Annotated in this window: 21 protein-coding genes; 10 read left to right on the plus strand and 11 right to left on the minus strand. The window is 67.7% G+C overall.

The window, feature by feature from the left end:
* Window positions 1–88: 88 nt before the first annotated feature.
* The 7 genes from VFY73_RS04020 to VFY73_RS04050 all read right to left on the minus strand — a co-directional run bounded on the left by VFY73_RS04020 (window position 89) and on the right by VFY73_RS04050 (window position 7,028).
* Window positions 89–2,113 (minus strand): choice-of-anchor D domain-containing protein, encoded by a 2,025-nt coding sequence (locus VFY73_RS04020; RefSeq protein WP_329716625.1) that lies wholly within the window; start codon window positions 2,111–2,113, stop codon window positions 89–91.
* A 63-nt stretch (window positions 2,114–2,176) separates the two neighbouring features.
* Window positions 2,177–2,584, minus strand: coding sequence for a CPBP family intramembrane glutamic endopeptidase (locus VFY73_RS04025; RefSeq protein ID WP_329716626.1), 408 nt, complete (start codon window positions 2,582–2,584; stop codon window positions 2,177–2,179).
* 124 nt (window positions 2,585–2,708) lie between these two features.
* Window positions 2,709–4,043, minus strand: a complete 1,335-nt coding sequence (locus VFY73_RS04030; RefSeq protein WP_329716627.1) for a S8 family peptidase — start codon at window positions 4,041–4,043, stop codon at window positions 2,709–2,711.
* The gene (locus VFY73_RS04035; RefSeq protein ID WP_329716628.1) at window positions 4,040–4,720 is read right to left on the minus strand and encodes an anti-sigma factor family protein; all 681 of its coding nucleotides are present in this window, start codon (window positions 4,718–4,720) and stop codon (window positions 4,040–4,042) included. Before VFY73_RS04035 ends, VFY73_RS04030 begins: the two co-directional genes overlap by 4 nt.
* Entirely contained in the window at window positions 4,707–5,327 is a 621-nt protein-coding gene (locus VFY73_RS04040; protein WP_329716629.1) for an RNA polymerase sigma factor, read from the minus strand. The genes VFY73_RS04035 and VFY73_RS04040 overlap by 14 nt, the downstream gene beginning before the upstream one ends.
* A gap of 348 nt (window positions 5,328–5,675) precedes the next feature.
* Window positions 5,676–6,410 carry a hypothetical protein gene (locus VFY73_RS04045; RefSeq protein WP_329716630.1) on the minus strand — a complete coding sequence of 245 codons (735 nt, stop codon included), beginning with the start codon at window positions 6,408–6,410 and terminating at the stop codon, window positions 5,676–5,678.
* Window positions 6,411–6,599: 189 nt separating this feature from the next.
* Complete coding sequence (locus VFY73_RS04050) at window positions 6,600–7,028, minus strand: response regulator (RefSeq protein ID WP_329716631.1); 429 nt, start codon at window positions 7,026–7,028, stop codon at window positions 6,600–6,602.
* Between the two features lie 339 nt (window positions 7,029–7,367).
* On the opposite strand from VFY73_RS04050, the gene VFY73_RS04055 reads away from it, so the two are divergent.
* The 3 genes from VFY73_RS04055 (at window position 7,368) to VFY73_RS04065 (ending at window position 10,380) form a co-directional block, all read left to right on the plus strand.
* Window positions 7,368–7,619: a hypothetical protein gene (locus VFY73_RS04055; RefSeq protein ID WP_329716632.1), complete on the plus strand. Its 252-nt coding sequence runs from the start codon at window positions 7,368–7,370 to the stop codon at window positions 7,617–7,619.
* A gap of 56 nt (window positions 7,620–7,675) precedes the next feature.
* The gene (gene hemN / locus VFY73_RS04060) at window positions 7,676–9,085 is read left to right on the plus strand and encodes an oxygen-independent coproporphyrinogen III oxidase (RefSeq protein WP_329716633.1); all 1,410 of its coding nucleotides are present in this window, start codon (window positions 7,676–7,678) and stop codon (window positions 9,083–9,085) included.
* Window positions 9,086–9,147: 62 nt separating this feature from the next.
* Entirely contained in the window at window positions 9,148–10,380 is a 1,233-nt protein-coding gene (locus VFY73_RS04065; RefSeq protein ID WP_329716634.1) for a sensor histidine kinase, read from the plus strand.
* Here the strand turns inward: VFY73_RS04065 and VFY73_RS04070 are convergent.
* Both VFY73_RS04070 and VFY73_RS04075 read right to left on the minus strand, forming a co-directional pair.
* Window positions 10,377–11,045: a hypothetical protein gene (locus tag VFY73_RS04070; protein WP_329716635.1), complete on the minus strand. Its 669-nt coding sequence runs from the start codon at window positions 11,043–11,045 to the stop codon at window positions 10,377–10,379. The genes VFY73_RS04065 and VFY73_RS04070 overlap by 4 nt on opposite strands.
* Before the next feature lie 15 nt (window positions 11,046–11,060).
* A complete protein-coding gene (locus tag VFY73_RS04075) occupies window positions 11,061–11,768 on the minus strand; it encodes a HupE/UreJ family protein (RefSeq protein WP_329716636.1) in 708 nt (235 codons plus the stop codon).
* 247 nt (window positions 11,769–12,015) lie between these two features.
* Here VFY73_RS04075 and VFY73_RS04080 point away from each other — a divergent pair, with 247 nt between their 5' ends.
* The 7 genes from VFY73_RS04080 (at window position 12,016) to bla (ending at window position 20,869) form a co-directional block, all read left to right on the plus strand.
* Window positions 12,016–12,447, plus strand: coding sequence for a hypothetical protein (locus VFY73_RS04080; protein ID WP_329716637.1), 432 nt, complete (start codon window positions 12,016–12,018; stop codon window positions 12,445–12,447).
* A gap of 272 nt (window positions 12,448–12,719) precedes the next feature.
* Window positions 12,720–14,069, plus strand: a complete 1,350-nt coding sequence (locus VFY73_RS04085) for a TolC family protein (protein ID WP_329716638.1) — start codon at window positions 12,720–12,722, stop codon at window positions 14,067–14,069.
* Window positions 14,066–15,712 carry an efflux RND transporter periplasmic adaptor subunit gene (locus VFY73_RS04090; RefSeq protein WP_329716639.1) on the plus strand — a complete coding sequence of 549 codons (1,647 nt, stop codon included), beginning with the start codon at window positions 14,066–14,068 and terminating at the stop codon, window positions 15,710–15,712. The genes VFY73_RS04085 and VFY73_RS04090 overlap by 4 nt, the downstream gene beginning before the upstream one ends.
* Before the next feature lie 12 nt (window positions 15,713–15,724).
* A complete protein-coding gene (locus tag VFY73_RS04095; RefSeq protein ID WP_329716640.1) occupies window positions 15,725–18,895 on the plus strand; it encodes an efflux RND transporter permease subunit in 3,171 nt (1,056 codons plus the stop codon).
* 106 nt (window positions 18,896–19,001) lie between these two features.
* Complete coding sequence (locus VFY73_RS04100; RefSeq protein ID WP_329716641.1) at window positions 19,002–19,238, plus strand: DUF2789 domain-containing protein; 237 nt, start codon at window positions 19,002–19,004, stop codon at window positions 19,236–19,238.
* Between the two features lie 31 nt (window positions 19,239–19,269).
* Window positions 19,270–19,818 (plus strand): MarR family winged helix-turn-helix transcriptional regulator, encoded by a 549-nt coding sequence (locus VFY73_RS04105; RefSeq protein ID WP_329716642.1) that lies wholly within the window; start codon window positions 19,270–19,272, stop codon window positions 19,816–19,818.
* A gap of 160 nt (window positions 19,819–19,978) precedes the next feature.
* Window positions 19,979–20,869 (plus strand): class A beta-lactamase, encoded by an 891-nt coding sequence (gene bla, locus VFY73_RS04110; RefSeq protein ID WP_329716643.1) that lies wholly within the window; start codon window positions 19,979–19,981, stop codon window positions 20,867–20,869.
* Window positions 20,870–20,880: 11 nt separating this feature from the next.
* Here bla and VFY73_RS04115 read toward each other — a convergent pair whose 3' ends face one another.
* Together VFY73_RS04115 and VFY73_RS04120 are read right to left on the minus strand one after the other, a co-directional pair.
* Complete coding sequence (locus tag VFY73_RS04115; RefSeq protein WP_329716644.1) at window positions 20,881–21,099, minus strand: hypothetical protein; 219 nt, start codon at window positions 21,097–21,099, stop codon at window positions 20,881–20,883.
* A gap of 67 nt (window positions 21,100–21,166) precedes the next feature.
* Entirely contained in the window at window positions 21,167–21,403 is a 237-nt protein-coding gene (locus tag VFY73_RS04120) for a hypothetical protein (RefSeq protein WP_329716645.1), read from the minus strand.
* Window positions 21,404–21,407 lie beyond the last annotated feature (4 nt).

Genomic DNA, 21,407 nt, shown 5'->3' on the forward strand with positions numbered 1-21,407 from the left:
ACGAGCGCGGCGGCGCCCAGGCCGGTGGCCTGGAGCAGTGCGCGGCGAGACAGGGGGAAGTGCATGGTTTGCTCCTTGTCGACGTTCATCACAAGGAACGGCGGCGGCGCCAGGCGAGGAAGCCGGCCAGCGCGGCCATCAAGATCAGCAGCGGATCGGCGGCACCGGTGCCGGCACCCAAGGTGCAGCCGCCACCGCCTTGGTTGGACGGTTCGTCGGCACCGCCCTGGCCGCTCAAGCTCACCGTCGCGCTGCCGGCCGGCATGTCGCCGGTGACGGTCAGCGTGGCGGTCTCGTTGGCATCGGCGACCGTGCCGGCCCAGGAGATCGCGAGCGTGCAGCTCGCGCCAGCCGGCATCGCAACAGGCGCCGCGCCGCAACCGCCCGCGCCCGTGCCGCTGACACTGAAGCGCGTGCCGCCGCTGAGCGTGAGGGCGCTGAGGTGCAGGTCGCCCGTGCCGGTATTGGTCAGCGTCAGCGTCTGTGCCGCGGCGGTGCCACTGGCCGGCGCGACGAAGGCGAGCGACTCGGTTGACAAGCTCAGCGCCGGGGCCGCAGGCGCAACACCGGTGCCGGCCAGCGCAACAGCGTCAGGCGTGCTGGCATTGCTCGCACTCACGGCCAGGCTCGCGCTGCGCGCTCCGGTGGCTGCGGGCGAGAAGCCGAGGACCACCGTGCACTGCGCGCCGGCGGCCAGCGACTGGCCCGCGCTGCAGCTGGAGCTGCCGTCAACGCGGAAGTCCGCCGCGTGGCTGCCGCCCAACGTGAAGTCGACGAGCGTGGCCGTGCCGTTGCCGCTGTTCGACAGGGTCAGCGTGTGGGTCGTGGCGTCATCGCCAACGGTGGTGCTGCCGAAGTCGACCGCGGAGCCGTCCGTCCATTGCAGGTCACCGGACGTGGCCAGCACGCCGGTACCCGTGAGACCCACGCTGTGCGGCGAGCCGCTCGCGTTGCTGGTCACGCTCAGGCTGCCGCTGGCCGCGCCGGCGCCGCCGGGCGTGAAGACCACGTTGATCGCGCAGCTCGCGCCGGCAGCCAGCGTGTTGCCGCAGGCGTGGGTGGCGCTGAAGGGGCTGGCGGCGGAGATGGCGCTGATGCTCAGCGCGGCGCCGCCGCTGTTGGTCAGCGTCACCGTCCGTGCGGTTGAGCTGGTGCCAACGGTGACGCTGCCGAAGGCCAGGCTGGCCGGCGCGAGGCTCGCCTGCGGCGTGGCGGTGGCCTGGCCGGTGCCGCTGAGCGACACGGTGGCATTGCCGTTGGACGCGTCGGACGCGAGCGTCAGCGTGGCGCTGCGGCTGCCGGTGGCGCTGGGCGTGAAGCGCAAGCTCAGCGTGCACGAGCCTCCCGCGGCCACCGCCGTGCCGACCGCGCAGCCACCGGTGGCGCTGTAGTCGGCTGCGGCGTTGCCGCCGAGCGTGATGGCGCTGAAGTTCAGCGCGGCGCTGCCGGTGTTGCTGACGGTCAGCGTCTTCGCGCTGCTGCTCGTGTTGACCGTCTGGTTGCCGAACGCGAGGCTGCTGGCATCGAGCGAGATCGTTGGCGCGGCGGCGGCCACGCCGGTGCCCGACAACTTGATCGGCACGGCGGTCGTCAACCCGCTGTGGCTGATGCTGAGCGTGCCGCTGCGGCTGCCTGCGGCGGTGGGCGTGAAGGCAGCGGTGATCGTGCAGCTGCCGCCGGCAACCAGCGAACTGCCGCAGGTGCCGCCGCTGCGCGCGAAATCGCCGCTGACGCTGGCCGCGAGGTTGCTGAGCACCGCTGTCCGGCTGGCGCGCACGGTGACAGTCTGCGTTGCACTCGTCTGGCCAACGGTCGTCTGCGCAAAGCTCAGCGAGCTCGGCGCATTGCCGAGGTAGGCGGCGATGTCCTCCAGGTCGGCGGTGGACAGCGACGACAGGTGCGACATGGCGCCGACGTTGTTGATCGCCGAGCGAATCATCGACGGGCTGTTGCGGCCGCGGTCGATCGCCGCGGTGGAGGCCACCGAATGGCATCCCGAGCAGTTCTGCGAGTACTTGGTGGTGCCGAGGATCGGGTCGGCGGCGTGGCCGGCGACAGGCCACGCCAGCGCGGCGGCCAGCCCCAGGGCGGCCCAGAGGTTTCGGGAAGTCATGACGTGGTCTTCTCCATGGGTCAGTATTGATAATTGGTTACACGGATGAACAAGGTTTGGTCGTCAAGGACCATGGGCGGTGAGCCACACGAGGTTGAAGCCGGCATGCCAGGCCACGCAGGGCGCGAGCCGGCCGCTGCGCGCGAACACCATGCCAATCCACGCGGCCGGCAGTGCGGTGGCCGCGGCACGCCAGGCGTCGACCGGGCCGTGCGCGAACAGGAGGTGCGCAAGGCCGAAGGCCACGGCGCTCAGCCACACGGCCGCACGCGGGCCGAAGCGTCGCGCCAGCGGCACCTGCAGGCCCCAGCGCCACACCACCTCTTCGCACCAGGGGGCGAGCCACAACGAGCGCAGCGCGCTGCCCGCAGGCAACAGCGCCAGGCCGATCAACGAGACGCCCAGCCAACAGGCCAGCGCCGCGGCGTTCAGGGCGCGCTCTGCAGGGCGAGGAATGCGACAGGCGATCATGGGCGGTTGTGAGACTGACGACGCGTCGTGTGGCGTCACTGCCCCGTAGGTACCGCCGTGGCGTGAAACGGTTGTCGCCGGATGTCGACTTGAGGTTTATTGATCTTTGCCGGGCCCGGGGCGTTCAGCTGCAGCGGCAGCGTGGCGCGACAGCCTCGAGTACACGACAGGCGTTCAGCGGCGCCGCCGGCTGGATGCCGCCTTGTTCACGCAGCAGCTTCTCGATGCGCGGGCCATCGAGCCTGGGGTGGTGCTGCAACAGCAGTGCGGCCAGGCCGGTGACATGCGCGGCAGCCATCGACGTGCCGCTGGCGAAGTCGTAGCGGCCACCGGGCATCAGCGTCAACACCTCGCGCGCCGGCGCGCCCAGCATGCCGCCCGCAGGCGCGGCGGCGTCTTGCACCGCGATGACCCCCGGCACGCCGAGCGGGAAGCCGTCGCGCGCGCCGCCAGGCGGCACGGCACCGACGACCACCATGCCGCGTGCCAGTGCGACCCGCAGCAACCTGGTGAGCAGCTCGTCGGCCGGGCCGCCGAGGCTGAGGTTGATGACCTGCGCGCCGCGGTCGATCGCCGCCGCCAGCGCCTGCGACAGCGTGAAGGAGTTGCAGCTCGCGCTGCCGTCGCTGCGTTCCCAGCAGGCCTTCAAGGCGATCAGCCGCGCACCGGGTGCGATGCCGACGATGCCGGTCGCATTGCCCGGCTGCGCAGCGATCAGCCCGGCCACTTCCGTGCCATGGTGGTCACGCTGGAAGCGGGCGGCATCGTGGTCGACGAAGTTGGCGGTGGCGGTGGGCACACCGGCCAGATCCGGGTGGCCGATGTCCATGCCGGTGTCGATCACCGCGACGCGCACGCCATCGCCGCGTGCGCAGCGGTGCGCTTGCGGCACGCCGAGGCCGAGCAGGCCGCGCTGCAGGGGCAGGTAAGGGTCGTTGTAGGGCAGGTCCGGCGGCCCCTTGCTGTCGATGGCCGGCGTCGGCTTCGTTGGGGGCGCGGCCGGCTCACCCAGCGTGCCGAACTCGTTCAGCGGCTGCGTCAGCACCACGCGCGGATCGCGTGCGAGCGCGGCCAGCACCTCGCTGCGCGCGGCCCCCTCGGGGATCAGGAAGGTTGCGCAGTGCAAGCCGAGCGAGCGGATCGGCCACGCGTCCAGCGGCCGCAGGCCATGCGCGCGAGCGACCTGTTCCATCAAGGCCTCGGCGCGGAGACTGGCCACATAACCCGGTTTCTTGACGTACAGCCCGGGTGTCGTGCCGGACGACAACGGCAGCTCACCCGCCTGGTTGGCCACCGCGATGACGACCACGCGGCCTGCCTCGTCGGCAGGTGCGCCGCCGATCAGTGTGGGCAATGGCGCGGTGGACGGCGCAGTCGCGTTGACGCAGCCGCCCAGCGTGAACGCGCCGGCGAGCGTGCCGGCCAGGGCCAGTCGCGCCAGACGACGCCGGAAGCTCACTGCGCAGACGCCGGCCCGGTGGGCTCGGCGAAGGCGACCGTGGGCGAGCGGCGCAGCTCGGCGGCCAGCGCGTCGATGTCGCGCATGGGCCGTGTGGCGGCCGGGCGCAGCGTGAAGACGCCAGCTTCAGTCGGGCCGCTGACGATCACGAGGCCGTGCCCGACCAGCAAGGCCTGTAGTTCGCTGATCGGGCGCCCGCCGTGGAACACGACGCGCAAGCCCGGCCCTGCCGGCGGCGTGCTGCTCGGGGCCTGGGTCAGGGTCTGGTAGCCGCTGGCGCTGCCGGCCGCCGGCGCCGAGGTGTGCAACCACCAGGCCGCGGCGGCCGCGAACAAGGCCAGTTGCAGCGCGCCAAGCAGGGCCGCGGTGGACAGGCGAATCGTCGCGCCGCGACCGGTGCCGATGGCCAACCACGGCCGCGACGGCCGGGCTGGTGTGGCCTGGTCCAGCCGCTGCATCAGCCGCGCCAGGCCTTGCGACAGGTCGGGGCCCGGCACGCTGGGCTGGGCCATCGCGGCCGCCAGGTATTGCTCGCGCGCCAGCTCGGCGCGGCAGTCGGCACAGTCGGCCAGATGGGCCTGGGCCCGGCGCCGCTGCACCGTGTCGGCGCGGCCATTGGCCAGCCAGGGCAGCAGGCCCCAGGTTTCCTGGTGGATGCGCGTGTCAGTAGGGTTCATCGTGGGTGCCTTCGGCGCGGGCGGCTCCGGGCTCGCCGGCCAGGTCAGGGAGCAGGTTGCGCAGCTTGACGCGGGCGTGGAACAGCCGGGCCTTCGCGGTGCCCACCGGGCACTCCATGATGGTGGCGGTCTCTTCCAGCGTGTGGCCCTGGCCGTACACCAGCTCCACCGTCAGGCGCTGGTCTGCCGGCAGCCTGGCCAGGCCCTTGGCGAGCCAGTCGCGCATTTCGCGGTCGGCGCGCGGGTCGCTGACCAGCAGGGTTTCGAGTTCGGTGTCTTCGCTGCCTCCCCAGCAGGGATCGGCCTGGTCACGCAGGGCTTTCATGGCCACCCGGTAGGCGATGCCCATGATCCAGGTCGACACGCGCGCGTCACCGCGGTAGTCGGCGGCGCGCTGCCAGACGATCCACAGCGTGTCGTTGACGACTTCCTCGATCAGCGAGTCGTGCCGCGTCACGCGGCCGAGGAACCGCACCAGCCGGGGCTGGTACTCGCGGTACAGCTCTGCCAGGGCGGAGCGGTCGTGCGAATCGGCGATGCGGCGGATCCAGGTCTCGTCGGACGTGGCCGGCGCGGCCGGCGGCGAGCGGCGAAAGGGGTTGAACATCGGGCGAAACGCGTGGCGGGGTCGTGCTGCAGTGATCGGTCAGTACCGGCCGCGGCTGAAGATGGTTGTGTGCCGATGTGAAAAAAGTCTCGCGACGGCGCATCAGTTCACCCGGGTGACTGCGCACGGCCCGTCTGCAGGCCGGGCCGTCAAACAAGCATGCTGGAGCCTTCCTCCTGGAGGGAGGCTTGGTGGGAGCCGTCCAACATGCTGGCACTCCCTCTTGGAGGGAGGCAGAGGGAGTTGAACGCTAAGTCATGCCGTCCAATCGGACGGCCTTCACGTCAATCGACGCTTCGGCGCCTCCATGGGCTTTGGATCTCCCGACCGCCACCGGGCCCGCCTGCCTCAGAAACTCTGCACCACGCTGGCCACCCAGCGGTCGCGGGCCGCATGGCCGTAGATCAGGCGGGCTTGCGGCGAGACCCAGGCGCGGTCGAGCAGCAGCTTCAGGCCGCCTGGGCTGACCCAGCCGCCGCCGGCCTGGCCGAAGAGGTAGCCCTGGCCGCCGCCGTACATGCGCCGGCCCAGGCCGGCCCCGAGGTGGAAGCCGCCGTCCAGCGGCCAGTGGCCGTTGAGCTCGAGCGAGCGGCTGACGATGACCGGTCCGACGTGCTGGTTGCAACCCACGCCCCGGCGGGTCTCGGCCGACCAACTGAGCACCCAGCGGTCGGCATCGGCCACGCTCGCGCCCCATTCGTTGTAGCACCACGCCTTCAACGCGTCCGAGCCGGGGTAGCTCATGTGGCGCAACCGGGTCATCAACGTCCAGCGGCCGCCGAAGGTGTGCTCGTAGCCGGCGCGCAGGCCCACGGCATCGGCCTGTTCGCCGTCGCGTGCCTCGAAGCGACCGACCGTGCCGCCCAGCGACCAGCCGCTGGTGGCATAGGCATCGGCGCCGGCGAAGACCGCGGGTCGTTCGCCGCGGCTCAGCGGAATGCCGCGCACCAGCCAGGCCGAGCTGGCGCCGACGCTGAAGCCGGTGTCCACGGCCTGCGCACCGGCCGTCGAGGCGCAGGCCAGGCCGAACGCGGCGGCCAGGGCACTCGGGCGGCAAGACGAGGGGCGATGGGGATGCGGCATCGGAGGCGCAGACAGGCGAAGGGGGCGATTCTAAGAAGCCGGCCCGTCTGCGTTTCAGATGCCGCGAAGCGTGAAGCTTGTTCCAAGCGCGCGAAGCACGGCAGCCTCGCCGAGATTGGGCGCGGGCGCCCAGAACGACGGATCCACAGGGCCGGCAACGTTGAGGTGCCGTTGCGCGTCACGGCTTCATCACACGGCCTGGCCGGGCGTGCCAATGGCAGGTGGGCTGTCTGTCTCGCCGGCCTGCTGCAAGAACGCCTCACGAATGGCCCGGCGAAGGACTTCGTTGTCCCATGGCTTCGTGAGGTACCGGTGAACAGCGCCGTGCCTGATGGCTTCCGTCACCTCTGTCTGTTCCGCATGCCCGGACAGGAGCATGCGGGTCGTGTGCGGGTACAGCGATTTCACCTGGCCCAGGAAATCGGTGCCGCAGCCCCCCGGCATCCGCTGGTCTGACAGGACGACCTGCACCGGGTGCTGTGCCAGGATGGTCAACCCTTCGTTCGCGCTGCCGCCATCGAGGATCCGATAGCCCTCTTGACGCAGCAGGCGTTTCAACGCGCTGCGCACCAGCGCTTCGTCATCGACCAGCAGCAGCGTGGAAGTTTCATGGCCCATGCGGTTTCATTCGTAACGCTTCGACTTTTTTCGAACCTCAGGCGGCCTCAGTTTCGGACTCTGGGCGCGGTGCCCGCCCATGTTCGGCGCGCCATCGGCTGACGGCACCTTCGGCTGCACGGCCCGATCTCTGAAGCCCAGGACGGGCGATTGCGGCAACAGTGCACAGGTTCGCCGCTTCGTCGGGCCGCCATTTCACCGGTTGCCGCGTCGCGCTTGCGGCGGATCAAGCCTCGTTGCACACCGGCCCCTACGCTATGGACCGTGATCCAAGCCGCTCCTCCAGCTACCCCGTTGCTCCCGCCGGTGGTGCGCGGGCGGTTGTATGCGCGGGTGGTGATGCAACGGGACGCCCCACGGTGCACGATAGAAGCCCAGCTGCAGGAGCGCGGCGCGCAGGTGACCCGGCTGCTGGCCTGTGAGCTCCTGCCCGAGCCATCGCTGGCTGTGCCCACGTTCCGAGTGCTGGGCAGGCTGTACGACGGGCTCATCGTGCCCCATGCCGACAGCTTCGACGCCGGCGACATCGCGGTGGTCGCCGGCGTGCCGGTCGTTTTCGAGGACCAGGATCTTCCAGCGCTGGGCCTGTAGCGTTCCATTTTGACGGATGTCAAGGCCGCCAACAGCCTCGTCCAGGACCATGGGGCATGCCAGCCATCCAGCCCGCTCCCGCTGACGTCCAGTCGATTCTCACCGAGGAACTCCTGCGCAAGTTCGACACGCCAGGCCCCCGGTACACCTCCTATCCCACCGCCGACCGTTTCGCGGCCGACTTTGGACCAGCCGACACGCTGAGCGTGCTCACGCAGCTGCGGGACCGCGGCTCCACGGCACCGTTGTCGCTGTACGTGCACATTCCGTTCTGCGAGCAGCTGTGCTACTACTGCGCCTGCAACAAGATCATCACCAAGCACCACGAACGCGCCGGCCAGTACCTCGAAGCGCTCGAATCCGAACTGGCCCTCGTGGTGGCGTCGCTCGGCACCGGGCGGCCCGTCTCCCAGTTGCACTTCGGTGGCGGCTCGCCGACGTTCTTGTCGGACGAGGAACTCACGCGGGTGATGCGGGCCATCGATTCGGCCTTCAAGCTGACACCAGACTCGGAAGTCTCCATCGAGGTGGATCCCAGAACCGTCACCCCGGCGCGACTGGCCCACTTTCGCACCCTGGGCTTCAATCGCCTGAGCTTCGGCGTGCAGGACTTCGATCCCCACGTGCAGATGGCCGTGCATCGTGAGCAGTCCTTCGAGATGGTGTGCGGGCTGATGCGCAGTGCACGCGAGCTCGGATACGTCTCCATCAATGCCGACCTGATCTACGGCCTGCCGAAGCAGACCCCCGAAAGCTTCGCCCGCACGGTGCAGCAGATAGGCGAGCTGCGGCCCGATCGAATCGCGCTCTACGCATACGCCCACCTGCCCGAGCGGTTCAAGCCCCAACGCCGCATCAACGACGCGGACCTGCCGTCACCCGCGCAGCGCATTGCCATGCTCGGCGATGCCATCACCGGCTTCCTGGCACAGGGCTACGCCTACATCGGCATGGACCACTTCGCATTGCCGGAAGACTCCCTGGCAATCGCCAAGCGCGAGGGCCGGCTGCATCGAAACTTCCAGGGCTACAGCACGCAGCCCGACTGCGACTTGATCGCCCTGGGCGTGTCGGCCATCGGCCGCGTTGGTTCAGCCTACTACCAGAACGCCAAGACGCTGCCCGAGTACTACGAGAGCATCGAGCAAGGGCGCCTGCCGGTGGTCCGTGGCTATGCCCTCGACAGGGACGATGAGCTTCGCCGTGACATCATCATGGCGCTGATGTGCCAGGGCCGACTCGAGTTCGAGGGCATCGAGATGGCCTACGGCATCGCCGTCCCGGTGTACTTTGAGCGCGAACTGGCAGCGCTTCGCGGCATGGCGGACTCCGGTCTCGTCGAGTTGCAGGAGCGTGCCATCCAGGTGAGCCCGGCGGGCTGGTTCCTCATCCGCGCGATCGCGATGGTGTTCGACCGTCACCTGCAGGCTGCTCAGGACCGGCGTCGCTTCTCGAAGGTCATATGACGCGGCCGTGAGACTTGCGCCGTCGTTCGACCAAGCCTCGCGCTCGCGGGTTCGGGCCCCGCATGCGCGTTGCATGCGCTGTCCGGGTCACGCAGCGGACGGCCTCCTCGAAATCCTACCGTTTGCTCGGCTGCGAGGGCGCAGAAGGCGCATACTGCTCCATGACCAGCTTTGCGTGTTTTCTTGAGCAGAACGTTGACGCCGTCGTCGACGAATTCGAGTCTTTCGCTCGAACCACCGGCCCGTCGGCAGAACATCTTTCCTCGAAAGAGCTTCGGGATCACGCCGCGCTGGTCTTGCGGGCGATCGCGGCTGACATGGCCAGTGTCCAAAGCCCGTCGTCCCAGCACGAGAAGGCAGAAGGAAGGGTCGTCAAGAGCGCCTTCACGCGTGTCGTGCAGACCGCCCGGCAGCACGCCCAGCACCGGTTCCAGCAAGGCTTCACGTTGCCGCAGATGTTGTCGGAGTATCGAGCGCTGCGGGCCTCGGTCATTCGGCGCTGGAGGGCGGAGCTCGGCGCGGCGGGCGGGGCGCAGCTCGACGAGCTCACCCGGTTCGGTGAAGCCGTCGACGAAGGTCTGACCGAGGCCATTGGCTGGTACTCGGGCCGCCTTGAAGACTCGCGCAACCTGCTCATCGGCGTCATGGCCCATGACTTGCGAGGCCCCTTGGGTGCGGTACGGATGTCAGCCGAGTACCTGCTGCGCACGGACCGCCTGGAAGGCGGAGAGCTTCGCGCCGCGACCCGGATCGTGGCTTCGACGGCGCGCATGGCCGGCTACGTCAGCAACCTGCTCGACGTCACCCAGACGCTGCTTGGCCAAGGACTCCCACTGGCCCGGGCGCCATTGGACCTGGCATGCCTGTGCGAAGACGTTGTCGATGAGTTGCGCGCCGCCCACCCGAGCGCCACCGTCGAGTTCGAAGCTGCGGCCACACCGAGCGGCTCGTGGGACGGCGCGCGACTGTCACAGTTGCTGAGCAACCTCGTGGCCAACGCCATCATCCATGGCAAGGTGGAACAACCGGTCACGGTGGTCGTGAACGAGGAGGCCGGCCTGGCCACCATCGCGGTTCACAACGTCGGTGATCCGATACCGCCGGAAGAGCTGCCGACCCTGTTCCAGCCGCTGATGCAGGCTCGCTCCACGCATCGTCGCCACGGCGGCTCGTCCGGCCTCGGGCTGGGGCTGTACATCGCGCGTGAGATTGCCGTCGCACACGGCGGAACGCTGCACGTCGAATCAGATGCCGCGACCGGCACGACCTTCACCGTGCGACTGCCGATCGGCTAGGGCTGGCCGGGACGGAACAACTTGTCTTGGAACCCCGTCACGCTGAGCTGCACGGTGACCGGCTCCTGGCCGCGATTGAGCCAGTACCAGCCGTGCTGGCCGGCAAATGGCGCCACGAAGCGGCCGGCGCCTTCGCGCTGCGCGCCCTCGATCCAGTAGCTGGTGTATTCGTCCTTGACCGCAGGGCGCTCGCCATGCATGTCCACGGCCACGTTGCCGCTGGCCGTCCAGTGGAAGACGAAACCATCGCCGGCATCCACCAGCGCCTTGAGCTCTGCGCCCTTGCCGGGCTCCAGCGTCAATGACAGCGTCTCGGTCCTGGCCGCCGAGGCATGGCGAACCACGGCCCGAGCGTCAAAGCTCTGGCCCGGCTGGGCCCCGAACACGGCGGCCGCCTGGGCCGCAAGCGCTGCCGTCTCCGCGTCTGCCGAAGGCACGCCACTCGCCGGCTGCGGGCCTCCGTCGGCCTTCGCCACCTCGGCGGCCTGCACATCGCCCGCCAGCGCGAGCAGCCCAAGCCGCTTGCCTACGCCGGTGGGGTCGATGCCGTATTCGGCAGGCAGCACCGCGGTAACGAGGAGCACCGAGGCCACGACCAACGCCACGCCGGTGGCTTTGAGCAAGCGGCCATTCGAGGGCAGGGTGTACTTGTCGTGCACAGTCATGGAGGCAATGCCCTGTCAGGAGGCTACGACGTAGCCGGTGAGTTGATAGCCGATCAGCACGAAGCCAGCGCTCATCAGGGCCGTGTTGGCGGCAAAGGCCTGTCGGCCAAAGGCCGCGCTACGGCGCCAGAAGCCCATCACGATCAGGATGGCGCTCAGCGCCAGCAACTGGCCCAGCTCCACGCCGACGTTGAACGCCAGCATGTTCGGCACCAGCCCGTCGGGCGACAGCTGGAAATCCTGCAGCTTCGTGGCCAGGCCAAAGCCGTGGAAGAAGCCGAAGATCAGAACCGCCGCCCGAGTGTCCGGTTGGACGCCGAACCAGCGTCGGTAAGCCCCCAGGTTGTCCAGCGCCTTGTAGACGACCGACAACCCGATGATCGCGTCGACGAGGTAGGCGTTGAAGTGCACGCCACCCAGCACGCCGGCCAGCAGCGTCGTGCTGTGGCCGATCGCGAACAGCGTCACGTACCCCGCGACCTCGCGCAGGCGGTACAGGAAGAAGACCACGCCGAACAGGAACAGCAGGTGGTCATAGCCGGTCACCATGTGCTTGGCACCCAGGTAGGTGAACAGCACCAGCTGGCGACCGACGTTTTGCTCCAGGAAGGCTTGATCCGAGCCTGTCACGCCATGCGCCTGTGCGGCGGACGAACCAAGCACGAGCAGCAGTGCCAACAGGCTCGCCCGATGCCTGCGTATGGATTCAATGGTCTGGAGCATCCGACGATTCTGACAGGGCCGACCAATGTCCTGTCCCTCAGACAACTGCCATCTGGTTTCTGCGGCACGGGACACTGGCGACGCATCGGCGCCAGCCTGGCCCACAAGCCGAAGGCAGCAGACGTTTGGACGTTGACGGGCGTCAATGTGCTTTGGTCGACATTGGGTAGCCTTGCCACACAAGAGATCTGGACACGACGCGCCCATGTTCCGCCACCGACTTCAACTCCGCCGCTGGGCAGCACGCATGCTGCTGCTGTGGGTGTTCGGCATTGGCGCCGGTGTCGCGAATGCTTGCGCGGTCGTGATAGAAGCCGTTGGGGGCGAGTATGTCGGTGTGGCGAAGTCATCGCAGCCGGAACCGGCAACTTCGGTGGCGTCGCCTGACACGGTAGGTCATGGTTCGCATGCCGGGCTCCATGACGAAGGAACCCCGGATCAACAGGGCGCGCCCGGCCAATCGAATTGCAGGGACTTCTGCGACAAGACCAGCGTCTCGATTCCTCCTCAGCAGTCGGTCTTCGACCATGCACAAGGGCATGCGCTGCCGCCGCTGACGACGGCCGTGATTCCCGCCGTCGCGTCGACCTCATGGGCCGCCTTGCCGCGGCCCGATCGAGACGTCAGCGGCGCGGTGCCCGTGCCCATCACGATCGCCTTCCTGCGCTTGGCGCTATAGCGCCTTCAGCCGGCGCCCGCCGCGCCGACTTCGCACCGCCCCCCATCTTGCGATGGCCGCCGGGCTGCGTGCACATTGACCACAATGGCCCCGACCTTTGACCCACTGACGGTGGTCAGGGCGATCCGTGGCGACCATCTCTCGTCGAGAGTACCCTGCATGACCTGCATTCATACGCTCCGTCGCGCCTGCCAAGGCCTCGCATGAACGCGCCCCGATTCAGACGCCTCGGTGAGGGCCCGCCCACCGCTGCCACCACGCACGAGGTTCTCATGAGCCTGTCTCGCCACCTGTCTTTCGGGCCGTGGAAGCCTTGCCTGCGCGCATGCGGGCACCGTATCGCTCGCCGGTGGGGGGCGCTGCTGGTGCCGCCCCTGATTGGCGTTGGCCTGGTCGGCATGGTCGGGCAGGCGACCGCGCAAGGCGACGCGCTCGGATCCACCCTGCAGGGCCTGCTGATCCATGCGAGAGCGCAGAGCCCCGAGGTCGGCGCCATGCGCCAGGAGGCCGACGCCGCTGCCGAACGCGTGCAGTCGGCAGGTGCCTTGCCCGATCCGATCCTTCGCGTCGAGTTGATGAACTTCAACAACTACGGCAACGGTGGGTCGGTGAACCTGCTGCCCTCGCAAGTGGGAGAAACGAAGTACACGCTGATGCAGGCGCTGCCGGCTTGGGGCAAGCGCGATCTGCGCCGCGACGTGGCCGATGCGCAGGCCCGGCAGGCTGCAGCGCGCACCGACGCCACCTGGGCCGAGTTGGCCGCGCGCATCAAGGCGGCGTATGCGGACTACTTCAAGATTGCCGGCAACGAGCGCCTGGCGCGCGAGGTTCTCGACCTGATGGCCCGGCTGGAGCGTGTGGCGCAAGCCCGCTACGCCGGTGGCCTCGGGCCGCAGCAGGACGCCATTCGCGCGCAACTGGAGCAGACGGCCATGCGTGCCGATTTGATCGTTCTCGAGAGCGAGAAGAACCAGGTGAAAGCGACCCTCAACGCTCTGCTGGCGCGCGAGGCAACGGCACCGCTGGCAGAACCGGCGTCGTTGAGGCCGCTGCCGTCGCTGAGCCCGGCTGATGCCACGACGCTCATCGAACGGGCGCGCGCGAACAACCCGCAGCTGAAGGTCGAACAGGCGGGGCTGAGCGGGGCGCAGAAGAACCGCGAGCTCTCTTTGCGCAACCGCTATCCCGACCTGCTGGTGGGCCTGTCGCCGTCGCAGATGGGCTCTCGCATCACGACCTGGGGCCTGATGTTCGAGATGAACATCCCGCTGCAGCAGGCCTCGCGCCGCTCGCAGGAACGCGAGGCCGAGGCCATGGTGCAGGCCGCCCGATCGCGGGTGGAGAACGCCGCCAACCAGTTGCTCGGCGAGCTGGCGGCCAAGCTCGCCGCCTTCGACTCGGCTCGGCGCAGCGAAGCGCTCGTGCGCTCGCAGCTTCTGCCGCAGTCGGAGCTGAGCCTGCAGTCCGCCTTGGCCGGTTACGAGAACGGCAAGGTCGACTTCGCCACGCTGCTCGATGCCCAACGGCAGATCCGCAAGGCGCGGCAGGATCTTCTGAAGACACAGGTCGAGGCGCAGATGCGCCTGGCCGAGATCGAGCGCCTGCTGGGAGAAGACCTTTGAAAACCTTCACGACCGTGCTCGCCGTCGCTGTGCTCGGCGCCGTGGGCTTCGGCAGCTACTGGCTGGGTGCACGCTCACGCTCCGCTGGCGTCGAGGATGCGGCAGCCGCCACGGCGCTGTCGCCGGGCGCATCCAAGAAGACGCGCAAGCTGCTGTATTACCGCAACCCCATGGGGCTCGCGGACACGTCCACGACGCCGAAGAAGGATCCGATGGGGATGGACTACATCCCGGTGTACGAAGGTGAGGACGAGTCGGACGAGCCGTCGTCCGCGAGCCAGGTCCGCATCAGCACCGAGAAGATCCAGAAGCTGGGTGTCCGGGTCGACGCCGTCAGCATGCGCATGCTCGGCAGGACCTCGCGCGCCGCCGGGCGCGTGGAGCCCGACGAGCGCCGCGTCTACGCCGTCGCCCCGAAGTTCGAAGGCTATGTCGAACGGCTTCATGTCAACGTGACCGGCCAGCCCGTGGCCAAGGGGCAGCCGCTGTTCGAGGCGTACAGCCCGGAGCTGGTGTCCGCCCAGCGCGAATACGCCATCGCCATGCAAGGCGCGCTGGCGATGAAGGATGCGGGCTCCGATGCCCAAGCCGGCATGGCGCAGCTGGCCGAATCCAGCCTCACGCGGCTGCGCAACTGGGATCTTTCGCCGGATCAGGTGTCGGCCCTGACCAAGAGCGGGCAGGTTCAGCGCACGGTCTCCTTCCGCTCGCCGGTATCGGGCATCGTGACCGAGAAGAAGGCGCTGCAGGGCATGCGCTTCATGCCCGGCGAGATGCTCTACCAGGTGACCGATCTCTCGTCCGTTTGGGTCCTCGCCGACGTGTCGGAGCAGGACGTCGGGCTCATCAAGCCGGGCGCCAATGCCAAGGTCCGGGTCGGTGCTTATCCCAACCAGATGTTCGAAGGTCGAATCACCTATGTCTATCCGACCCTGAACCCCGACACGCGCACGGTGCCGGTGCGGGTGGAGTTGCCCAACCCGGGGCTGAGGCTCAAGCCCGGGATGTTCGCGCAGGTCGACATGGAGGTGGGCGGCGCCGCACCGGTGCTCACCGTTCCGGATTCGGCGGTGATCGACACCGGCACGAGGCGGCTGGTGTTGGTGCAGGTCAAGGAGGGGCGGTTCGAACCGCGCGAAGTCGAGCTCGGTGGCCGCGGCGACAACTTCGTCGAGATCGTCAAGGGCGTGCGCGAAGGTGAGCAGGTCGTCGTCGCGGCCAACTTCCTGATCGACGCCGAGAGCAACCTGAAGGCGGCCGTGGGCGGGCTGGGCGGGCATGCCGGTCACGGCAGTGCGCCGAAGGGTGCCGAGGACACGGCGGGCGCCATGCCCGCCGGGCCTTCTTCGGCGCCAGCAGCGGCCGCGATCGGGCACCGGGCTGTCGGCACGGTGGAGAGCATCGACCCGGCGGCGTTGACCATCAGCATGAACCACGGCCCGGTCACGACGCTCAAGTGGCCGGCGATGACGATGGAGTTCAACGTGGCGAACGCGGCCCTGCTGGCCGGCCTGAAGCCCGGCCACTACGTGAGCATTGAGTTCGTGCAGCGCAAGCCAGGCGAATACGTGGTGACCACGATCGCCGCGGCGCCCGTGCCGGCGGCGTCTGGGCCGGCGTCGACACCTCATGGCGGCCACTGAGCCGGGGACACGATGCTGGGCAAAGTCATTGAGTGGTCAGGCAGGAACCCGTTCCTGATCCTGCTCGCCACCTTGTTCATCCTCATCGGCGGCGCCGTCGCGGTGTTCAAGACACCGCTCGACGCGCTGCCCGACTTGTCGGACGTGCAGGTCATCGTCTACACCGAGTATCCCGGCCAAGCGCCGCAGGTGGTCGAGGACCAGGTGACCTATCCGTTGACGACCGCGATGCTGGCGGTGCCGAAGTCCAAGGTCGTGCGTGGCTTCTCCTTCTTCGGCGCGTCGTTCGTCTACGTCATCTTCGAAGACGGGACCGACATCTACTGGGCCCGCAGCCGGGTGCTGGAGTATCTGAACTTTGCCTCCAGCCGCCTGCCCGATGGCGTGTCGCCCGCACTCGGGCCGGACGCGACCGGCGTCGGCTGGGTATACCAATACGCCTTGCTGGCCAAGAACAAGACGCTTGCCGAGCTGCGAACGATTCAGGACTGGTACGTGCGCTATCAGCTCACGAAGGCCCCCGGTGTCGCGGAGGTGGCGTCGATCGGCGGCTTCGTGCAGACCTACCAGGTCACCGTCGACCCGCTCAAGCTGCGCACCTACGGCATTCCGCTGTCCAAAGTGAGCCAGGCCATTCGCGACTCGAACCGCGACGTGGGCGGGCGGGTCGTGGAGATGGCCGAGACCGAGTACATGGTGCGCGGCAAAGGCTACCTGCGGGGCAGCGCAGACATCGAAGCGCTGGTCGTCAAGAGCGAAGGCGGCACGCCGGTGCTCATTCGCGACATCGCGCGGGTGGAGATGGTTCCCGACGAACGGCGCGGATTGTCCGAGCTGAACGGCGAGGGCGAAGTGGTGTCAGGCATCGCCATGTCGCGCTACGGGCAGAACGCGCTCGAAGTGATCCACAACCTCAAGGCCAAGGTGAGCGAGATATCGGCCGGTCTGCCGCAGGGCGTGACGATCGAGGCGGTGTACGACCGATCCGACCTGATCCATCGTGCGATCGAGACGCTCAAGCGAACCTTGATCGAAGAGAGCCTCATCGTCGCCCTGGTCTGCGTCGTGTTCCTGTTGCACATGCGCTCGGCGCTCGTCGCCATCCTGATGCTGCCCGTTGGCGTGCTGATCGCGTTCATCGCGATGCGGCTCTTGGGCATGAATTCGAATCTGATGAGCTTGGGCGGCATCGCCATCGCCATCGGCGCCATGGTCGACGCGGCCATCGTGATGATCGAGAACGCCCACAAGCACCTGGAGCGGCTGAAGCCCGACCACACCACCGTCGAGCGCGCCGAAGCGATGCTCGACGCCTGCAAGGAGGTGGGGCCGGCACTGTTCTTCTCGCTGCTGATCATCACCGTGTCGTTCCTGCCGGTGTTCACGCTCGAATCGCAGGAGGGCCGCCTGTTCTCGCCACTGGCCTACACCAAGACCTTCTCGATGGCCGGTGCGGCGCTGCTGTCGGTGACGCTGGTTCCGGTGCTGATGATGCTGTTCATTCGCGGCAAGATCATGCCGGAGGCCCGCAATCCGGTGAACCGGTTCCTGATCTGGGTCTATCGCCCGATCATCGCGGCCGTCATGCGGTGGAAGAAGAGCACGATCGCGCTGGCCGCGCTGGCGCTGGCGGTGTCGTACTACCCAGCTTCCCAGCTTGGCAGCGAGTTCATGCCGACGCTCAACGAGGGCACGCTGCTGTACATGCCGGCGTCGCTGCCGGGCATGTCGATCACCAAGGCGGCCGAGGTGCTGCAAACGCAGGACAAGATCATCAAGAGCTTCCCGGAGGTGAGTTCGGTCTACGGCAAGGCAGGGCGCGCCAACACCGCGACCGACCCGGCGCCGATCGAGATGTTCGAGACCGTGATCAACCTGAAGCCGGCCTCGGACTGGCGGCCGGGGATGACCATCGACACGCTGATCGCAGAGATGGACAAGGCGTTGCAGTTCCCCGGCGTCTCCAACGCCTGGACGATGCCGATCAAGGCGCGCATCGACATGCTGTCTACCGGCATCCGCACGCCCATCGGGATCAAGGTCTTCGGAAAGGACCTGGGCGAGATGGAAAAGCTCGCCAAGGAGATCGAAGCCGTCGTCAAGAAGGTGCCGGGCACGACCTCCGCGTTTGCCGAGCGCCTGACCGGCGGCAGCTACCTCGACATCGAGCCTGACCGGGAGCAACTGGCGCGATACGGCCTGGCCGTGGGCGATCTGCTCGACGTGATCGGCACTGCGCTCGGTGGCGAGATGGTGACGACCACCGTCGAGGGCCGCGAGCGCTTCGGTGTCACCGTACGCTACCCACGTGAACTGCGGGCCAACCCGCAGCAGATCGAGCGCGAGGTCTTGGTGCCGACCATGGACGGCGCGATGGTGCCGCTGGGCCAGGTCGCCAAGGTGGTGGTGGCGCGCGGCACGCCGGGCATTCGCACCGAGAACGCCCTGCTGTCTGCCTACATATTCATCGACATCCGCGATCGAGACATCGGTTCCTACGTGGCCGAGGCGCGCAAGGTCGTGGCCGACCAGGTGAAGTTCCCGGCCGGCTACTACATCACCTGGAGCGGCCAGTTCGAGTACATGGAGCGTGCCGTCGAGAAGATGAAGATCGTCGTGCCGGTGACGCTGCTGACGATCTTCCTGCTGCTGTACCTGAACTTCCGGCGCCTGACGGAGACCTTGATCGTCATGCTCTCGGTGCCGTTTGCGCTGGTGGGCGGCGTGTGGCTCATGTGGCTGCTGGGCTACAACCTGTCGGTCGCGGTGGCGGTGGGTTTCATCGCATTGGCCGGCGTCGCGGCCGAGACCGGCGTGGTGATGCTGATCTACCTCGACCATGCCTGGATGCAAGCGCGGGAACGCTGTCGCCAGGAGCAGCGTTTGCCTGGCCCCTCCGACCTGTACGGCGCCGTGATGGAGGGGGCGGTCGAGCGCGTGCGGCCGAAGATGATGACCGTCGTGGCCATCATGGCCGGCCTGTTGCCGATCATGTGGGGCACCGGCACCGGCTCCGAGGTGATGAGCCGCATCGCGGCACCGATGGTCGGCGGCATGATCTCGTCGACGGTGCTGACGCTCGCGGTGATCCCCGCGCTCTACGCGCTCGTCAAGCAGTGGCAGCTGAAACGCGCGTCGCCTGCGCCATCGGGCGTCGCTTCTTCATCCATCGAGGCGGCCTGATCCAGGCCGCCGGCGGTACAGTGCCAGCCATGCTGCTCGGGGCTCGCCACCGCAGCGCCGAGTGCTGACCTGAACCCCGCTCGAACTTCATTCTGCAGACAGCCGCATGGAAAAGCCCTTTCACCGTTTCTCCGAGCTGTTCGCCCAGCTCGGGTTGCCCTCGGACGTTGCCTCGATCGCTCACTTCATTGCAACGCACTCGCCGTTGCGCGGGGACCTTCGGCTGGAGGATGCACCTTTCTGGACGCCGGCGCAGTCCCGCTTGCTGTGGGATCTGATCGCGCAGGATGCCGATTGGGCTGGCGTGGCGGACCAACTGAACACGGCGTTGAGGCAACCGTGAGCGATGGCGGGTTCGGGCGTGGAGCGCGACGATGGCCTCCAAGCTCGTTCCCAGTTCGAACGCCTATGATCGAACGATGCCGACCACCAAGACTGTCGCCGTGGCCGAGTGCGACGATCCGAGCGAAGCTTCCGTGCGCGTACTGCGCCAGTTCAGGCAAGTCTTCAATGCCGTCAAGACGCATTTTCAGATGGTCGAAAAGCGGGCGGGCATCGGCGGGGCGCAGCTGTGGGCCCTCAGCGTGATCGCGGAGCGCCCTGGCATCGGCGTCAATGATCTGGCCCTGGCGATGGATGTACGGCAGTCCACCGCGAGCAACCTGGTCAAGGGCCTGGTGGGTAAAGGCCTGGTCGACACATCGCGCGACGGGTCCGATCGCAGGGCGGTGCAGCTGAAGATACTTCCTCCAGCAAGGCGAATCCTCATTCGCGCACCCGGGCCTTTCACTGGCGTGTTGCCCAGCGCGCTTGCCAGTCTCGATCCACGCGCACTTCGCAGGCTCGAGAAGGATCTGGCGGTTTTGATAGAAGCGCTGGGAGTGGATGAGCGCGCAGCCACCACGCCCCTCGCGGACATGTGAACTACTTCAGGCGTTTCGCGGGTGGGCAGCATCCGCCGAAATACATTTGTTGAAATACACTTCAGTCGTGCTGACGGAAGAACGGTTTCCTGCGGTCTGATCGTCGTTGCGATCATCGACAAGAACCGGCCGCCTCGCTGACTGTTTCGCCAGAGTTCCGATGTCCCACCTCTCACGTCGACGCCTTCTTGCTGGTCTGACCGCCGCTGCCGCACCACGGGCCTTCGCGGCGGATCGACGCCAATCGAATGCGATTGTGGAAATCGGCAAGTTGGAAGCCGCGGTCGGTGCTCGGATAGGTCTTTGGGTCCTGAATACCGAGACCAGGGAGACCTGGGCTCATCGCGCTGCGGAGCGCTTCCCGCTTTGCGGGATCTACAAGCTCATCGCTTGCGCCGCGCTGCTGGCCCGCGCAGATCAAGGCAAAGTCGACCTGTGGTCACGCATTGCCATTGATGCATCCGAGTTGCTGCCCGCGTCACCGGTGACTCGCCACCATGTCGGAAAGGACGGTTTGGCGCTGGCTCACCTGTGCGAAGCCGCGCTGGCCCAGAACGATCACACGGCAGGGAATCTCGTTCTGCAACGGGTGGGCGGGCCCGAGGGCTTGACGCTGTTCATGAGGGACCAAGGAGACTCCGCGTCGAGAAGCGATCGTCCGTCGCCCGCGGTCATGGAGGTGCAGGCCGGTGACCCTCGGGACACGACGACGCCGCGCGCGATGGGCGAGCACCTCAAGGCGTTGCTGTTTGGACAGACACTCTCGCCGGCTTCGCGAAGGCTGCTTCTGGCCTGGCTCCTCGCCAATCGGACGGGTGACGATCGATTGCGGGCGCGGCTGCCGTCAGGCTGGGTGGTCGGGGACAAGACCGCCGGAGGCGGCAATGGAACCCTGAACGACGTGGCAGTCATCTGGCCGCCCGGCCACAAGCCGTTGATAGCGAGTGTGTTCGTGACGTCCGCGCCGGTGGAGGTGGAACGTCGCAATGCGGTTGTCGCGGAGATCGGCAGTCTCCTTCCCGGTTTGGTGTCCAAGCGAGGAACAACCTGATGCCTGGAATCTCATTCCTTGCCGGTTCCATGTTCATCGGCGAGCGCTGACGCTGTCCCGGCGGACCCCACAAGAGACGCGATGCCGGCAAGCCAGAAGGCAGCAGGTGCCAGCAGCAGCGATTTGAAGCTGGAGTCGATGGCGAAGTTCGTCCAGCTCATCGTGATGACGCTCGAAAGACCCGCCGCCAGCAAAACGATTCCGGTGTGGTGCGGGTGGGCGGGAAGCACGGTGATGGCACCGAGGGGGCGCGGGGCAAAGGGGGCATGCGATGCGTGCTCACTGCAGCCGTGAACGTCACGCTCGTGCGCTCGGCTTGTTGGCCCCGGCTTTGCGGTGCCGGCGTTCGTCGCGCAGCACCTCGACAACGCCCCACAGGATCATGGCGGGGCAGACCAGCAGAAGGGCGGCCAGCAGGGCGCCCCAGGGAGTGAAGCCGAACATCATCAGCACCACGGCCACCAGCACGACGCTGAGCGCCGGGCACAGCCAGAGCCAACGATGGGCGAAGCGTGTGTTGAGAAAGGCGCGCATGTGC

Source organism: Ideonella sp., from assembly GCF_036277275.1.
Lineage (GTDB): Bacteria > Pseudomonadota > Gammaproteobacteria > Burkholderiales > Burkholderiaceae_C > Ideonella.

What these genes read in the sequence shown, in the direction of transcription:
- VFY73_RS04020 (WP_329716625.1), bottom strand. Translation starts at nt 2,113, where the DNA reads ATGACTTCCCGAAACCTCTGGGCCGCCCTGGGGCTGGCCGCCGCGCTG.
- VFY73_RS04025 (WP_329716626.1), bottom strand. Translation starts at nt 2,584, where the DNA reads ATGATCGCCTGTCGCATTCCTCGCCCTGCAGAGCGCGCCCTGAACGCC.
- VFY73_RS04035 (WP_329716628.1), bottom strand. Translation starts at nt 4,720, where the DNA reads ATGAACCCTACTGACACGCGCATCCACCAGGAAACCTGGGGCCTGCTG.
- VFY73_RS04040 (WP_329716629.1), bottom strand. Translation starts at nt 5,327, where the DNA reads ATGTTCAACCCCTTTCGCCGCTCGCCGCCGGCCGCGCCGGCCACGTCC.
- VFY73_RS04045 (WP_329716630.1), bottom strand. Translation starts at nt 6,410, where the DNA reads ATGCCGCATCCCCATCGCCCCTCGTCTTGCCGCCCGAGTGCCCTGGCC.
- VFY73_RS04050 (WP_329716631.1), bottom strand. Translation starts at nt 7,028, where the DNA reads ATGGGCCATGAAACTTCCACGCTGCTGCTGGTCGATGACGAAGCGCTG.
- VFY73_RS04055 (WP_329716632.1), top strand. Translation starts at nt 7,368, where the DNA reads ATGCAACGGGACGCCCCACGGTGCACGATAGAAGCCCAGCTGCAGGAG.
- hemN (WP_329716633.1), top strand. Translation starts at nt 7,676, where the DNA reads ATGCCAGCCATCCAGCCCGCTCCCGCTGACGTCCAGTCGATTCTCACC.
- VFY73_RS04065 (WP_329716634.1), top strand. Translation starts at nt 9,148, where the DNA reads ATGCGCGTTGCATGCGCTGTCCGGGTCACGCAGCGGACGGCCTCCTCG.
- VFY73_RS04070 (WP_329716635.1), bottom strand. Translation starts at nt 11,045, where the DNA reads ATGACTGTGCACGACAAGTACACCCTGCCCTCGAATGGCCGCTTGCTC.
- VFY73_RS04075 (WP_329716636.1), bottom strand. Translation starts at nt 11,768, where the DNA reads ATGCTCCAGACCATTGAATCCATACGCAGGCATCGGGCGAGCCTGTTG.
- VFY73_RS04080 (WP_329716637.1), top strand. Translation starts at nt 12,016, where the DNA reads ATGCTGCTGCTGTGGGTGTTCGGCATTGGCGCCGGTGTCGCGAATGCT.
- VFY73_RS04085 (WP_329716638.1), top strand. Translation starts at nt 12,720, where the DNA reads ATGAGCCTGTCTCGCCACCTGTCTTTCGGGCCGTGGAAGCCTTGCCTG.
- VFY73_RS04095 (WP_329716640.1), top strand. Translation starts at nt 15,725, where the DNA reads ATGCTGGGCAAAGTCATTGAGTGGTCAGGCAGGAACCCGTTCCTGATC.
- VFY73_RS04100 (WP_329716641.1), top strand. Translation starts at nt 19,002, where the DNA reads ATGGAAAAGCCCTTTCACCGTTTCTCCGAGCTGTTCGCCCAGCTCGGG.
- VFY73_RS04105 (WP_329716642.1), top strand. Translation starts at nt 19,270, where the DNA reads ATGGCCTCCAAGCTCGTTCCCAGTTCGAACGCCTATGATCGAACGATG.
- bla (WP_329716643.1), top strand. Translation starts at nt 19,979, where the DNA reads ATGTCCCACCTCTCACGTCGACGCCTTCTTGCTGGTCTGACCGCCGCT.
- VFY73_RS04120 (WP_329716645.1), bottom strand. Translation starts at nt 21,403, where the DNA reads ATGCGCGCCTTTCTCAACACACGCTTCGCCCATCGTTGGCTCTGGCTG.